Origin of the sequence: Streptomyces sp. KR80 (assembly GCF_052245555.1) — a bacterium.
Lineage (GTDB): Bacteria > Actinomycetota > Actinomycetes > Streptomycetales > Streptomycetaceae > Streptomyces.
This window is the reverse complement of the sequence record NZ_JBQQCD010000030.1, coordinates 18513-33733: the sequence shown is the minus strand read 5'-3', so window position 1 is coordinate 33733 and position 15221 is coordinate 18513. Positions and strand designations below refer to the sequence as shown.

The window sequence follows — 15221 nt, the reverse complement described above, 5'->3', positions numbered from 1 at the left end:
GGTCACCGGTCCACGGATCGCCCGCCCACGGCGTAAGGGGGTGACCTGGGATGAACGAGCGCGCACGTACTGGCCCGCCGCTGTTTCACACCGCCTCTGGCATGCTTGCGCGCACACCCTGCGCGAGCCCCCGTACGCACTTGCTTCAGGAGTGGCCGCGCTGCGAGGCTTTGCCCGTGCCTGTCACGCATGCCCGGAGTCTGCGGGACTCCGCGACATTCTCATCGTCACTTCGGCGCCTTGAGAGCACACATGCACGATGACGGTGGCCAGCGATCGGCACGGGCTGCGCGGGCACGCCGCGAGGCCGCTCACGTCCTGAGTCGGCTCGGGCAGCCGGGCGAGCAGGAGCCCGCGGAAGCTGTTCTCGTCATCGACACGCACCCGACGATGCGGGTGTGGGACCGGGCGGTCGAAGACGATCTGGTCGAGGAGCTGGAGCGGGCGGGGTACTTCACGCAAGTGCGGGTGGTGCGCCTGCTCGGAACCGACGAGACGGATCCGGCACGGGTGAGTGCCGAGGGGCCAATCGGCCCCGTCCCCGCTGACGCGCGCCGGGTGGTGCTGGTACTGACCGACGGTCTGGCGGCAGGCTGGCGGCTCGGCGCCGTGCAGCCGCTGCTGCGAAGATGGGGGCGTACATGCCCCGTCGCCGTGGTGCACCTGCTGCCCCAGCATCTGTGGTTCCGCACGGGGCTGGATGTGTACCGCGTCCGCATCCGTGCCCCCCGCGCCTGGGTGGCCAACAGCGCCTGGGACTGGGAGGAACGCGAACCCCCGGCCGGGTTACGGGACCCCGACGAGCCCGATGCCGAGGCAGACGACGCCGCCGTCGTCGTACCCGTCCTCGCCCTGACGGGCCGCTGGGCCGCCGCCCTGACCCATCTGGTGTCCGGACCGGAGCCTCAGTGGCTGGACCTGTCCGCCATCCAGGCACGCGAGTGGAAGAGCAGGCCCGACGCGGCACGCGCCCTCCCCTGGGCGGAGGACGTGCCCGACCCGCACAGCACGGTTCCCGCCGCGGAACGGGTCTCCGATTTCAGAGCGGCCGCCAGCCCCACGGCCTTCACGCTCGCAACCCGGCTGTCCGCCGCGCCACTGAGCCTGCCCGTCATCCGCAAGATCGTCGGGACCACCCCGGACGCGGGTCCGGTCCACGTCTCCGAACTGCTGACAAGCGGTCTGGTCCGGCCCACCCGGACGCAGGACGAGGGGGCGACGGACGTGGTGTTCACCTTCGCTCCCAGCGTCCGCGAGGAGCTCCTGGCGCTGGGGCGCCGCAGCGCCACCGCACGGGTCCTGCACGACGTACGCGCGTTATTCGCCGAGGACGAAACGACCCGCTCCGTCCTGCCTCCCCCCACAGAGCCGCTGGACACCTTGGCGATGCCGCGGGTGGGCAGCCACAACATCGCTTTCCTCCGCGTGGAGCTGGCCGCTCTACGGGCCTTGACGGGCCGCTACGACCAGCGTGCCGCCATGCTGGCGAAGGTGCTGAGCTGGCACGATCGGCGATACGCAGTCAGCCTGGAGAAACCACCACGTGCTTCGACGGGGCCCGCACCGTCTGCTTCGGCCTCCGCGGCAGTCGAACACGGTGTCACGCCTGAGTCCCGGACCGCTTCCGAAGGAGCCTCTCAGATGTCGACCTCACCCGAGCGGACCATGGAGGGGGACCGCACGACACAGCCGCGTGTCTGGGGGAATCTGCCGCCCCGGAATCCGAACTTCACCGGGCGCACCGCCCTGCTGGAACTGCTCGACCAGCGGCTGCGGGAAGGCACGACCACGGTGCTGCCGGAAGCGATCCACGGTATGGGCGGTGTCGGCAAGACACAGCTCGCGATCGAGTACGCGTACCGGCACCAGTCCGAGTTCGACATCGTGTGGTGGATCCCCGCGGAGCGGCCGGGACAGATCGGCCAGGCCCTGGTGGAACTGGCCCAGCGGCTGGGCCTGGTGACCACCACCGAGGCCAACATCGCCGGCCCCGCGGTCCGGGAGGCACTGCGCGAGGGCCGGCCCTACTCGCGCTGGTTGCTCATCTTCGACAACGCCGACAATCCGGAGCAGGTCCGCCACTACTTCCCCCATGGGGGCAGCGGAACGATCCTCGTCACCTCCCGCAACCGGCGGTGGGGGCAGGTGGGTGGATCGCTCGAAGTGGACGTCTTCACCCGCGAGGAGAGCAAGGAACTGCTGCGCCGGTCCGGACCGCCGCTCCGGGACGACGAGGCCGACGCGCTGGCCGAGGCCCTGGGCGACCTGCCGCTGGCACTGGAGCAAGCCGCGGCCTGGCGGGCGGAGACGGGGATGCCCGCCTCCGAGTATCTGCGGCTGTTCGAGAACAAACGCATGGAACTGCTCGAGGTGGCCCCGCCGCCGGACTACCAACTGCCCGTCGCCGCGGCATGGAATGTCTCCCTCGACCACCTGGAGACCCGCAGCCCGGCCGCGCTGCGGCTGTTGCAGCTGTGCTCCTACTTCGCCCCCGACCCGATCTCACGGTCCATCTTCTCCGGCCTCGGCAACAGCAGCATCTTCCCGGAGCTGGACGCGGCACTGAACGACCCGATCAAGCTGGCACGCGCGATAAGGGAGGTGAACCGCTACTCGCTCGCGCGCATCGATCACCGCACGAACTCCATCGAGATGCACCGCCTGGTGCAGCTCGTCCTGAACAACCGCATGACCCCGGAGGAGCAGTCCCGCATGCGCCATGGCGCCCACACCCTGCTGGCCGCCGCCGACCCGAAGACGCCCTCGAGCCCGGTGAGTTGGCCTCGGTATGCGGAGCTCTACAGTCACGTCATCGCCTCCGACGCGATCAAGTCCGACCAGCCCTGGGTGCGCCAGCTGGTCAAGAACATCGCCGAGTACCTCTACTACTGGGGCGACCACGACGTGTCGCTGGACTTCTCGGAGCAGGCCTGGGAGTCCTGGCTGACCATCTTCGGCGAGGAGGACCAGCAGACGCTGCTGATGGGGCAGTGGCTGTGCTTCATGTACTGGGTGGTGGGCCGGTTCGACGACGCCGCCCGGCTGGTGGCCCACCTCCGGGAGGTCTACGAGCGCACCGCCCCCGCCGATCGGGAGGACACCCGGGAGGACGCGCTCGACGCGCTCCAGCTCGAAGCCGCGGTACGCCGTGTCGAAGGCAGGTTCGCCACCGGCGCCGAGCTGGACAAGATCGCGTACGAACGGGCCCACAGGGCCTTCGGTGAGGACGACCCGACGACGCTCAACATCGCCCACAACCTCGGGGTGAGCCTGCGTCTGGTCGGTGACTTCCGCCAGGCCCTCGAGCTCGATCGGCGCACTCTGGGCCTGAAACTGCGCCTGTTCGGCCGGGACGACAGGCGAACCCTGATCACCGAAAACACCGTGGCCATCGACGTGCGCGAGACGGGGGACTACGTCGGTGCTCGCGCCCTGCAGGAGGCCGTGCTTGCCGCCTACCGGGACGTGTTCGGGCAGGGGAACCCCGCCACGATCGAGGCGATGCGCCAGCTCAGCGAGTCCTGCCGTAAGGAAGGCGACCACGGGCTCTCCCTGGAGCTGGCCACCGAGGCGCACGCCAAGTTCACCCGCCGCTACGGCGACACCCACCCCCAGTCTCTGGCCGCCGCGCTGACCCTGTCGGTGGCGCTGCGCCAGAACGGCGACTTGCAGGCGGCCCGGACCCGGGGCGTCAAGGCCTGCGAGGGATACCGGCAGATCTACGACCCCCACCACCCGCACGTCCTGTCCGCCGACGTCGACCTGGCCGTCACCCTGCGTCTGCTCGGCAAGCCCGAGGAAGCGCGACGCTTGGACGAGACGGCGCTGGGCTCGCTCACCGACCGGCTGGGCGCGGATCATCCCCTCGCCCTCATCTGCGCGATCAACCTGGCCAGCGAGCTGGCCGCGCTCGGGCACCACGAGGATGCACGACGCCGGGGCGAGGACACGCTGGCCCTGTGCCGGGTCACGTTCGGGGAGGACCACCCGACCACGCTGGCGTGTGCAAGCAACCTGTCGATGGACCTCGTCTCCTCCGGCGCGGAGGCCCAGGGCAACGCACTGCGCGAGGACACCCTGGAGCGCATGGAGCGCGTGCTCGACGCACCCCGGCTGCAGGTGGAGTCGGGCACCGGGCACCCGGCCACCGTGCAGTTCAGGGGCCGTGAGCGGGCCAATTGCGACATCGACCCGCTGCCGCTGTGAGCGGTCGGGCCGCACGCCCGCCGCATGGTGACCACCGGGTGTCGTGCGCACCCGGGTGTTCGCCATTCGGCCCGGGTGCGCGGAACGCCGACTAGCGCTCCGCAACCCCGTCGTGCCCCAACCAGGCCGCCAGACGTACGGGGTCCGCGCCCCGTCCCGTCGCCGCCATCAGCGCGTCCTGCACGGCTCGGGCACGCTCCGGGAAGCGGAGCAGCAGCCGGGAGGCGGTCGCGTAGGCCCGGTCACCGGCCAGGGCCCGGCCCAGGCCGACCCAGGCGGCCACGGGCGCTCCCTTGCCGGACAGCTGGGCGGCGAAGGCGGCCCGCGCCCCGTCGCGGTCACCGCAGACCAGCAGCACGTCGGCCGCGTCGGCGCCGTCGACGCCCCCGGCGTCCCCGCCGTACCGGGCTGCGGTGTGCCGCCATGTCCCCTCGGGATCGCTGAGGCGGTACCGGGCCAGGACGGCCGCGCTGTCCAGGAACCGGACCTCGGTGTCCGGGACCAGGGCGGGCTCGCCGGCCAGAGCGGCCGGCGACGCGGCGTCGCCGCGCTGCCAGGCGCATACAGCCTCCTCGACGGCCGGGGCCGGCGGCCGCAGGTGGTACCCGCGCCAGCGGGCCAGGTGGTCTTCCGCGACCTCGCGGGCCAGTCGCAGCTCCACCGCGGGCACCTCGTCGGTCATCCACTCCGCGCAACGCTCGCCGAGGCACTCCACGACACGGCGTCCCAGCGGCGTCAGCCGCTCGTGTCCGCGGACCTCGTTCAGCGTGGACCACACCTGGGTGCGCCACAGTGCGAACTCGAAGTGGGCGAGCGGGGCGTACGCCGGGGCGGCGGCGTGCCGGTGGGTACGCCAGAACCGGGTCACCCCCAGGAAGGCGTAGATGCCCTGGAGCAGGCCGCCCAGCGGTCGGGGGTCGTCGCGCCAAGGTGCATAGAACAGCTCCTCCGGCGCCTGCGGGTCCGGCGTCGGCGCGGTAAGTGGCCCCAGGTGCATCAGGCCGCCCAGCTTTGTGTGCTGGAACTCGTGCACCAGGGTCGCGGCGAGTTGGGCGACGTCGTCCGGGAGGGACGCCGTGACCCCGCCGAACGCGTCCCCGGCCGTGCTGCTGTGAGGCCGAAACCTTTCTCTCATCGACGTGGGAGCAACCGACATCAGCCCGCGGCGCATCGCCCCGGCGCTCTTCGGATCGTCGCGCAGCAGCACCTCCCAGGCATCGGCGAGGAGCGACTCCCAGGCCTCTGCCTCCGGCGCGGACAGGAGGCGGGGCTCGCTCGGGCGGGGGAACGTCCGGTAAGGGTCCAGTTCCTCCAGCACCAGGGCCTTCGCTGGTTCCCCGGATCCCAGGATCACCCGGCGCACCGGCAGCCAGCCCGGGCCGCGCCGGTCCCATCCGGGAGCGATCTCTACCTCGCCGCGCGCGCCCGTGATCCGCAGTCGGCCCTCGCGTCCTGTGACCCGGGCGGTGCTCCACGGCTCCATGTCCGGCAGGACCGCGCATCCCAGTGTCGGCAGCGGCACCAGCCCGCGGCGCACTGGAACGGTGATCGAGAAGTCCAGTCCGGCCCGCGCCCCAGCCGCGGCGGCCAGCGCCGCCAGATGACCCTCGACCACCCACTGCGGCGCGTCCTCGTAGGCCCGCCCCCTGACCCGGCGCACCGCGAGCGACACCCACATGCCGGTGTTCGGGGACATCAGGACGCCCTCAAACGCCTCGGGCGCGTGCCGCTGGGCGCATTCCAGCAGGGCCCATGCCTCCGGGTACAGCGCTGAGGGACCCTTGTGCAGGGTCGGGCCGCCACGGGACAGCTCGTTGTCCAGTGCCCGCAGCAGCAGGAGGCGACGGCTGCGCTCTGCGCTCAGCAGTTCCTCCACGACCGCGCCATCGCCCTCACCGCGTGCGAGAGCCAGGACGCCGGCCGCCGAGAGCCGGTGGAACGACAGATGATCCCCCGTTGTCGTGGCGTCAGCGGCCACGGGTCCCCCACAGCACCGTGCCTGTCCCCTCGGTCGCGTCAGTCGAAGCGGGACGGGTTGTACGACACCGTGATGGCCTGCGGGCCGTCGATGTGGTGCAGCAACTGCTCCAGCGACTCGGTGAAGGCCGTGCCGTCCATGGAGCGCAGCGCTTCAAGAGAGACCCCTGAGAGATCGACGAGACCGGACTCGACGGCAGGCATCGTTTGCTCCACGGCTGCCAAGTCCCCTCTCCTGCCTATGAGTCAGCGCTGTCGGTGCCTCAACCATGATGACCCAGTGGGGCACGGGTCGAAACCCCGCATCCTGGCCGCGCCGCGAGATCAAGTCAGCCGTAGCGCCGGGCAAGTTCGGCCGCCGCGCGCTCCACGCGTTCCACTTCCGGCGACGCCCCCTCCAGCAGGCGCATGGCTTCCAACAGTTGGTCCAGCGTGCCCGGGTAGCGCAGACACGTGCGCACGATGCCGTAGACGTCCATCCGCAGCCTGGGGTCGCGGGGGCTGTTGGCCGCGACCCGGTCGCTGATGCTCTCCAGGACGAGGGCCATGCCGCTCCCGCTGCGCAGTGTCGGAAGCGCCGCCAGAGCGTCCACGAGATCCACCAGTTCGCGCAGTGGCACGTCGGGGGGCAGCCCGGCCAAGGTGGCGACCGGGCGAGGCACCTCCACGCCGCCGACTGAACCGAGCCCCGCGCGCGGGGGAAGTCCGGCGTACCGCTGGAACCGCTCCAGTCCGGCGGGGGACAGCGAGTCGTACCAGCGTTCCACCCGGCCGGCCGCGAGCCGCCCCAGGCCGTCGGCGCGGTGATGGGCGCTCACCACGCCGATCACGGCCCCGCCGCACCACACCACAGCACCCGACATCCCCTCCCAGGGGGAGCGTTCCGGTTCGACGTCGCCGGGCGGTGCAACGACGGCCAGTTCGAGGGTGCCCTCGCGGCGGTTGGACAGGACGGAGACCGTGCCCGAGACGTGGCACGAGTCGCGGTACTGGCTGAGGGACCCGTCGTCGAGGGGGAGCGCGGGGTCCTTGCGGAGTTTGAAGCGGGGGAAGCCCATCGCGCTGAAGGGCAGCACCACGTCAGCGTCGGGCACCACGGCATAGTGGGGTGGATCGGCGGCGGGACGGCCGGGCGGGACGAGCGCCATCTCCAGAAGTGCGACATCGGCGGACTCGGCGAGCAGCACGACGTGGGCGTCGGCGCTCCACTCCTCCGGCCGGTCCGCGTCAAAGCGCACCCGGACCGACGCCACCGGGCCCGCTACGACGTGAGCGGCCGTCAGCACCCAAGCCTCGCCCACTCGGTATCCGGAACCGCGCCGACCGAGCAGTCCGCCCCGCCGCTGCACCAGCACTTCGGCGACCCGCGCCGCCTCCAATCCCTGTCCCCCCGGATCCCGCACACCGGCCCCTTACCCCTTGCGTGTCAGAGGTACGCCGAGTGACGGGGTCGGGGCTGGCCGGCTCCACCACGTCGGCCGGACAGAGCCGACACCGGTCTCAGCCCTCGTCCGGGACCAGCCGCAAGGAGATGCTGTTGATGCAGTAGCGCTGGTCGGTCGGGGTCGGGTAGCCCTCGCCCTCGAAGACATGGCCCAGGTGGGACCCACAGCGGGCGCAGCGGACCTCGGTGCGGACCATGCCGTACGACCGGTCCTCGAGGAGTTCCACCGCGTCCGAGTCCTTCGGGTCGTAGAAGGACGGCCAACCGCAGTGGGAGGCGAACTTGGTGTCGGAGCGGAAGAGCTCGGCGCCGCACGCCCGGCAGGCGTAGGCCCCGGTCGTCTTGGTGTCGGTGTACTCGCCGGTGAAGGCGGGCTCCGTACCGGCCTCGCGGAGCACCCGGTACTCCTCCGGGGACAGTTGCGCCCGCCACTGCTCGTCCGGCTTCTCGACCTCGTAGGACATGTCGGCTCCCCTCAGCTCTCCAGGCGGGCGAGGATCCTCGGTCCGAGATCGGTCACATCGCCCGCACCCATGGTGAGAACGAGATCACCCGGCTTCGCCATTCCTGCGATGACCTCCGGGATCGCCGCCATGTCGGGCTCGGCCCGCACGTCCGCCCCCGCGGCCGCCGCGGCATCGACGATCAGCTCGCTGGTCACGCCGGGGACGGGGTCCTCGCGGGCCGGGTAGATGTCGAGGACGACGGAGGCGTCGGCGAGGGCGAGCGCCTCGCCCATCTCCTTGCCCAGCTCCTGCGTACGGCTGAAGAGATGGGGCTGGAAGACCACGAGCACCCGCCGGGAGCCCGCGCCGGCCCGGATCGCCTCCAGGTCGGCGGTCATCTCGGTGGGGTGGTGCGCGTAGGAGTCGATGACCTGGACGCCGCCGGCCTCGCCTTTGAGCTGGAGGCGGCGCCCCACTCCGGTGTACGCCGTCAGGGCCGGGGCGAGATCCGCAGCGGGGATCCCGAGGCGCACACCGGCGGCCAGGGCGGCGACCGCGTTGTGCGCGTAGTGGCGGCCGGGGACCGAGACGGTGAAGGTGAGGTCCTTGTCGTCCGCGAAGTCCGCGTGGTCCTCGTCGAAGACGACGCTGACCTCGCTGGTCATGCCCTGCGGTGTGATCTTGCGGATCCAGACGTGCGAGCCTTCGGACTCGCCGACGGTGATGATGCTCAGGTCCTCGCGGTCCGAGACACGGGCGGCGAGCTCCCGCGCACCGGGGTGTTCACCGACGATCAGGTGGCCGCCTGGGCGGATCTTGGCGACGAAGGTCTCGAAGGACTCGTAGATCTCGTCCATCGAGGCGTAGTTGGCGTGGTGGTCGAGCTCCACGTTGAGGACGATCGCGACTTCGGGCGCGTACTTGTGGAAGCTGCGGTCGCTCTCGTCGGCCTCGGCGACGAAGATCCGGCCTTGGCCGTGGTGGGCGTTGGTGCCGGGGCCCGCCAAGTCGCCCCCGATCGCGTACGAGGGGTCCAGGCCCAGCTCGGTCAGCGCCACGGCCAGCATCGAGGTGGTCGTCGTCTTGCCGTGAGTGCCGGCCACGGCGATGGGGCGCGCGCCCTCCATCAGGGCGGCGAGAGCGTCGGACCGGTGGATCACCGGGATGCCGAGCTCGGCCGCGCGGACGAGCTCGGGGTTGTCCGGGCGGATGGCGGACGAGACGACCACGGCCGTCGCGTCGGCGGCGAGGTGCGCGGCGGCGTGACCGATGTGCACGGTGGCGCCGAGCGCCCGCAGGGCCTCGGTGGTGGCCGACTCCCGCGCGTCGCTGCCCGCGACCTCGGCACCGCGCTGCGCGAGCACCTTCGCGATGCCTGACATTCCGGCGCCGCCGATGCCGATGAAGTGCGGTCGCTCCATGGCGGAGGGGATGCCGGCTGCCATGCGTACGTCTCCCGGGTCGGTGGGGGTGCGAAGCCCCAGCCTATTCGGTGTGCGCGTACAGCTTGAGCACCGGGACACCGACCTTGTGACGGGCGCGGGAGGTCCAGTCGCGGTGGAAGAACTCCTCGACCAGGTGCGGGCGGGTCAGCACGATCACTTCATCGGCCTTGGTCTGCTCGACCACGGAACGCAGCAGGTCCAGGGGGTGCTTCTCGACGATCTGGCCGATGGCCTCGCTGCCGGCGGCGCGGAGCGCTTCGAGAGAGTGCGTGAGGGCCCGCTCGGCCGCGGGAAGGGCGGCACTCCCCTCGGGCTCCTCCCCCTCGCGGACGGCTTCGTCCAGTCGGCCGAGCGCCACGTCGTCCAGGGCTCTGAGCAGCCGGTCCTGGTCACCCTTGGGCTGCATGAGGACGACGAAGGAGGTGGGCTCGTCTCCGTGGAGGGTGGTGACGAGCTCCACGTCGGCGGGGACGAGCGGCTTCTCGATCATGAGTACGGTCGTGAACACGGCAGGTCCCCTTCGTCCTCGCGGGCCGGGCCAGGCCCTACAGAAACCATCCTGCCCCCGTTTCCGCACGGGGGCGCGTGTGTAAGTGTGCCCAGCGAAAGCCGACTGGAACGGTGCATTCCGGCGGCGGTCATGCCTGGTCAAATCCGACGGTAGCGGGTGAAAAGGAACCCGGCCTCCTCCAGGACGGACGTCAGCGCGAATCGCTCCGGCACCGCGATCCCATGGCCGTCCATGATCCGCGGCGCGGCGCCCACGGTCACCACCGGAGCGACGGTCAGGCAGAGCTCGTCGAGGTCGCCCGCGGCCGCGAACTGCCCGAGGAGCCGGGGGCCGCCCTCGGTGAGGAGCCGAGTGTGGCCCCGGTCGGCCAGCGCCCGTACGGCCCGGTGCGGCTCCACACCCTCGCCCTCGCCGGCGATGATCACGTCTGCTCCGGCGGCGCGAGCCCGATCGGCCCGGTCGGCGTGGTGCGCGGCTCCGGTGAGGACGATGGTCGGGACGACCGGCTCGGTGAAGAGGGGCTGCGCGTAGTCCAGGTCCAGACTCGCCGTGACCACGGCGATCGCGGGGGCGGGGGCCTGGCCGAGCGCTGCGCGACGTTCGGCGAACGCCTTCCGTACGCGGGCGGGACGGTACCCCTCCCGCCGTACGGTCTCCGCTCCGACGACGACCACGTCGGCGAGCCCGCGCAGGACGCCGAAGATCCGCATGTCCGCGTCGCAGGACAGCGGCTCGGACCGGCCGTCGTGGTGCGCGGCCCCGTCGAGCGAGGACACCATGTTTCCGCGCAGCCAGGCCCGCCCGGACGCGCCCGGCTCGTCGGGATAGGCATAGACGTCCGCGAGCTCGTCCAGCCCCCACTCGCGGTCGGTCAGCAGATCGGGCCTGGCGCTGTCGGGGGTGAGGGGGAACAGGCGACGCATGCCCCGAGTCTGGCACGGGACCCTCGCCGGGGGACCGCTCCGCGGACCGGGCCCGCACCCCGGGCGGCCCCCGCGGGCGCCGGAATCCCGAGACGGCCCGATGACCCCGGGTTGTGGGCCTGCGCGGCTACGGCGGGCCTGAGCCCAGGAGCGTGAACCTGCCGTGGCCGGCGCAGGCTGCAGGCGGCGAGGATCAGCGCTGCCCGCGACGAGCGCCGGGCCCGGGCCGCAGCGCAGCTCCCTGCCCGGAGGGATTACGCTGAGGGGCTGTGTCGTCCTCCAGTCCCACCTCCGCATCGGAGTCGAGCGCCCTAGCCGATCCGTCCCGCTCAGCCGATCCCGGGGCTCCGCTGTCGCTGTGCGCCCGCGAGCCGCACGTGCCCGCCGAGCGGCTCGTCGCCGAGATGGTGCCGCCGCCGCGCTTCGACTCCGTACGCTTCGGGACGTACCTCCCGGACCCAGCGCAGCCCAGCCAGGCCGAGGCCGTCCGGATCCTGGGCGGCTTCGCCGCCGGGCTCGGCGGGGCGACGGCTGCCGGAGCCGGGAAGCGGCGGTGGTTCGCGCGGAAGCCCGCCGCCCCGTCCGGGCCTCGCGGCATGTACCTCGACGGCGGCTACGGCGTCGGCAAGACGCACCTGCTCGCCTCCCTCTGGCACGCCACTCCCGCCGCCCCCGAGCGCAAGGCCTTCGGCACGTTCGTCGAGCTCACCAACCTGGTAGGCGCCCTCGGTTTCCAGCAGACCGTGCAGACCCTCAGCGGACACCGACTGCTGTGCATCGACGAATTCGAGCTGGACGACCCCGGTGACACCGTTCTGGTCTCCACTCTCCTCGGCAAGCTCGTCGACGCGGGCGTCGCGCTCGCCGCCACCTCCAACACCCTCCCGGGCAAGCTCGGCGAAGGCCGCTTCGCCGCCGCCGACTTCCTCCGGGAGATCCAGGGCCTGGCCGCGCACTTCCGGCCGCTGCGCATCGACGGCGAGGACTACCGCCACCGCGGGCTGCCCGAGGCCCCGGACCCATTCACGGACGACGAGGTCACCCGCGCCGCCTACCGTACGAAGGGCGCCTCGCTCGACGACTTCTCCTCCCTTTTGCAGCACCTCGCCACGGTTCACCCCAGCCGCTACGGCGCACTCTGCGACGATGTCGAGGCGGTCTGCCTGACCGACGTGCAGGCGGTGCCCGATCAGTCGACGGCGCTGCGCCTGGTGGTCCTCGCCGACCGGCTGTACGACCGGGAGGTGCCCGTGCTGACCTCGGGCGTGCCCTTCGACCGGCTCTTCAGTGAGGAGATGCTGAAGGGCGGCTACCGGAAGAAGTACTTCCGGGCGATCTCGCGGCTCACCGCGCTCGCCCGTGACGCCAAGGCGCTGGTCGAGGCCTAGCGAGGCGTCGATCGCGGCGCAGGTCCCCCCGGCCGGAGCAACGGAATGGCACGGCTGATCCTCGCGGCGCGGATGGTTCCCGCGGGGCGTACCGCGTGATAAACACGCCGGGTCCATCTCTGTCCGCCAACAGGGAGTTGCCCATGTCCGCGACACGACGTCAGATCCTGGCACGTACCAGCGCACTGGGAGCGGGGATCGCCTTCACCGGGAGCATCTCGGAGGTCTTCGCCGGCACGGCCTGCGCCCGGGGAACGGAACGGAGCGGCGGCTACGGCCCACTCGTACCCGACCCCAATGGACTCCTCGACCTGCCCGAGGGCTTCCGCTACACGGTCCTCTCCCGCGAGGGCGACCCGCTCCGCTCCGGCGAGGGAAAGGTACCGAGCAACCACGACGGCATGGGCGCCTTCCCCCGTCGCGAGGGCCGCACCCACCTGGTGCGCAACCACGAGAACCGGCACAACGCCGCGATCCCCGTCCCCACCGTCGACGGCCTGACGTACGACCCGATGGGCAAGGGCGGCTGTACGGCACTGGCGCTCGGCCGCGGCGAACGGGTCCTCGGTGAGCGGGTGGCCATCGCCGGCACCGCCGTCAACTGCGCCGGCGGCCCCACTCCCTGGAACACCTGGCTGACCTGCGAGGAGACCGAGGACAAGGCCGGTACGAACGGCTACACCAAGGATCACGGCTTCATCTTCGAGGTCGACCCGTACAAGCCGCGCCGCACCGGCGCCGTACCGCTGACCGCCATGGGCCGCTTCCAGCACGAGGCCATCGCGATCGACCCCCGCACGGGCGTCGTCTACGAGACCGAGGACGCCTTCCAGAAGCCCTTCGGCCTCTTCTACCGCTTCCTGCCCGAGAAGCCCCTCGGCGGCACCGGCTCCCTGCGCGCGGGCGGCCGGCTCCAGGCGATGCGGGTGCCGGACGTCCCGGACCTGTCGGTCGTCCAGGATCCGGGCACGACGTTCGAGGGCATTCAGTGGGTGCCGGTGCCGGACCCGCTGGCCCGTCAGACTCCGGTCCGGCTGCAGGACTTCGGGCCACAGGGCATCACGCACGCCCAGAAGCTGGAGGGCTGCTACTGGGGCGGCCGGAGCGTCTACTTCGTCTCCAGCTACGCCAGGAGCGCCGAGGGCTCGGCCGCGGACCACTTCGGCCAGGTGTGGCGCTACGATCCCGAGCGCCGCCGCCTCACCCTGGCCGTCGTCTTCGGGCCGGACACCGACGTCCAGCTGCCGGGCGAGTCACCGGACAACATCGCGCTCGTCCCCGGCGGCGGTCTGATGGTCTGCGAGGACGGCAGCGGCACCCAGCACGTCTTCGGTCTGACCAAGCGCGGCACCGTCTACCCGATGGCGCGCAACCGCCAAGACATTGGGACGGAGGGCGCTCCCGAATACGGCGAGTTCGCGGGCGTCACCTTCTCCCGGGACGGCCGGACGATGTACGTGAACTGCTACACCCCGGGGACGACGTTCGCGGTCACCGGCCCCTGGCGTTAGCGGCCCTGCCGTCCGCAGGCTGCTGCGCCGGACAGGCTGACGCCGCCCCGAAGCGCCACCTCTGAGGTGTCCCCGACCGTCCGGGACGCGATGAAACGCGCGGGACCCGGATTGAACACAGACGTACGCCGGTCCGTACTCCCTGGTGCCAAACCGCACCACCCACAGATCCGTCCCCCGGCCCGACCCCGTGGCCTCCCTGACGCGGGCCGTCCGGGGGACGGGTGTGCCCCACCGGGTGGAGCCGTCACGACCGTACGGAGCGAGCCGGAAACGTGCTGATGCAAACCTCGCAACGCCGGAGCACGATGGCGCGCAGGGTGTCCGCGCGCACGGTCCGAGGGGAGGGCCGGTGACACGACCGTCAGGACCGATATAACCGATACAAGCGGATGAAGTATCCAAGCGGCTTGACCGACCGGATAGTTCGCGCTTGGCTGACGCGACTCAACCCTCATCCAGCCTCCAGCCGGGGGGCCCACTGGAAGCGGAGTCGAGATGGCGACGACCGCGTCGAGTGCACCCCGTGTGCGCCATGGCAGGAGACACCTTGCGACACATCAACTCAACCAAGCTGATCATCGTGGCCCTGGTCGCGACTCTCGGCGCCCTGCTCTTCCCCGTCTGGTCCTACGCCGACCGCTTGGGCACCGGGCAGGCCAACCTCACGGCCGGGACCGTACCCACCCAGTGGGGTCCACTGTCCGCCGTTGACCGGGACTTCCTGGTCAAGGTACGGCTGGCGGGGCTGTGGGAACTGCCCGCCGGCATGCAGGCGATGGAGCGCGCTCCCACCCAGGCCATCAGGGACGCGGGCGACCATCTCATCGTCGGGCACACCGACCTCGACAAGCGCGCCCGCGACGTCGCGGCGAAGCTCGGGGTCGAGCTGCCGAACCAGCCGACCGAGCAGCAGCAGGGCTGGCTCAACGAACTCACGGCCGCCCAGGGCGAGGAGTACCAGCGGAAGTTCGCGATGCTGCTGCGCTCCGCGCACGGCAAGGTCTTCGGCCTGATCGGCCAGATCCGCAACTCCACCCGCAACGTCCTCATCCGACAGCTGGCCGACGCGGCCAACGTGACCGTCCTCGACCACATCACCATGCTGGAGCGGACGGGCATGGTGGACTTCGATGCGATCGCGAATGAGGCGGCCAATGCTCCGCCGGCCAGTCCGACCGGACCGCCGCCGCCCTCCTCGACTTTGATCCCCGCTCCCATCCCTGTGGTGCCGGGCGACGGTGTGGACACGACCTCGAAGCCGTCGGCCGCACCGACGGACGACACGACCGCGGACTCCACGAGGGTGCCGCAGCCGGGCAGCTGAGCCCGCAGCCTCGCCCGAGCACGGGGCCTTGCCGGGCCGAACC

The 15221-nt window shown here is 71.5% G+C and carries 11 protein-coding genes; 4 read left to right on the top strand and 7 right to left on the bottom strand.

All coding sequences use genetic code 11. The annotated features are described in order from the left end of the window. The first annotated feature begins 252 nt into the window (after positions 1 to 252). Positions 253 to 4206 (top strand): FxSxx-COOH system tetratricopeptide repeat protein, encoded by a 3954-nt coding sequence (gene fxsT, locus ACTWQI_RS27945; RefSeq protein ID WP_443274602.1) that lies wholly within the window; start codon positions 253 to 255, stop codon positions 4204 to 4206. A gap of 91 nt (positions 4207 to 4297) precedes the next feature. Here fxsT and ACTWQI_RS27940 read toward each other — a convergent pair whose 3' ends face one another. From ACTWQI_RS27940 to ACTWQI_RS27910, 7 genes are all read right to left on the bottom strand, one after another. After that, complete coding sequence (locus ACTWQI_RS27940) at positions 4298 to 6184, bottom strand: HEXXH motif domain-containing protein (protein ID WP_443274600.1); 1887 nt, start codon at positions 6182 to 6184, stop codon at positions 4298 to 4300. Positions 6185 to 6222: 38 nt separating this feature from the next. Next, positions 6223 to 6387, bottom strand: a complete 165-nt coding sequence (locus ACTWQI_RS27935) for a hypothetical protein (RefSeq protein WP_443274599.1) — start codon at positions 6385 to 6387, stop codon at positions 6223 to 6225. A 125-nt stretch (positions 6388 to 6512) separates the two neighbouring features. Further along, on the bottom strand, positions 6513 to 7586 hold the full coding sequence (locus tag ACTWQI_RS27930) for an effector-associated domain 2-containing protein (RefSeq protein WP_443274597.1): 1074 nt from the start codon (positions 7584 to 7586) through the stop codon (positions 6513 to 6515). Positions 7587 to 7683: 97 nt separating this feature from the next. Next, entirely contained in the window at positions 7684 to 8091 is a 408-nt protein-coding gene (gene msrB / locus ACTWQI_RS27925) for a peptide-methionine (R)-S-oxide reductase MsrB (RefSeq protein ID WP_443274595.1), read from the bottom strand. 11 nt (positions 8092 to 8102) lie between these two features. Next, positions 8103 to 9518 carry a UDP-N-acetylmuramate--L-alanine ligase gene (gene murC / locus ACTWQI_RS27920; RefSeq protein ID WP_443274593.1) on the bottom strand — a complete coding sequence of 472 codons (1416 nt, stop codon included), beginning with the start codon at positions 9516 to 9518 and terminating at the stop codon, positions 8103 to 8105. A gap of 40 nt (positions 9519 to 9558) precedes the next feature. Then, a complete protein-coding gene (locus tag ACTWQI_RS27915) occupies positions 9559 to 10026 on the bottom strand; it encodes an indole-3-glycerol phosphate synthase (RefSeq protein ID WP_443274592.1) in 468 nt (155 codons plus the stop codon). Positions 10027 to 10166: 140 nt separating this feature from the next. After that, complete coding sequence (locus tag ACTWQI_RS27910) at positions 10167 to 10952, bottom strand: pyrimidine reductase family protein (protein WP_443274590.1); 786 nt, start codon at positions 10950 to 10952, stop codon at positions 10167 to 10169. Between the two features lie 350 nt (positions 10953 to 11302). Between ACTWQI_RS27910 and zapE the strand changes: the two genes are divergently transcribed. The 3 genes from zapE to ACTWQI_RS27895 all read left to right on the top strand — a co-directional run bounded on the left by zapE (position 11303) and on the right by ACTWQI_RS27895 (position 15178). Continuing rightward, entirely contained in the window at positions 11303 to 12340 is a 1038-nt protein-coding gene (gene zapE / locus ACTWQI_RS27905; RefSeq protein ID WP_443274638.1) for a cell division protein ZapE, read from the top strand. Positions 12341 to 12483: 143 nt separating this feature from the next. Next, positions 12484 to 13851: an alkaline phosphatase PhoX gene (locus ACTWQI_RS27900; protein WP_443274588.1), complete on the top strand. Its 1368-nt coding sequence runs from the start codon at positions 12484 to 12486 to the stop codon at positions 13849 to 13851. A gap of 550 nt (positions 13852 to 14401) precedes the next feature. Next, a complete protein-coding gene (locus ACTWQI_RS27895; RefSeq protein ID WP_443274586.1) occupies positions 14402 to 15178 on the top strand; it encodes a DUF4142 domain-containing protein in 777 nt (258 codons plus the stop codon). The last annotated feature ends 43 nt before the right edge of the window (positions 15179 to 15221 follow it).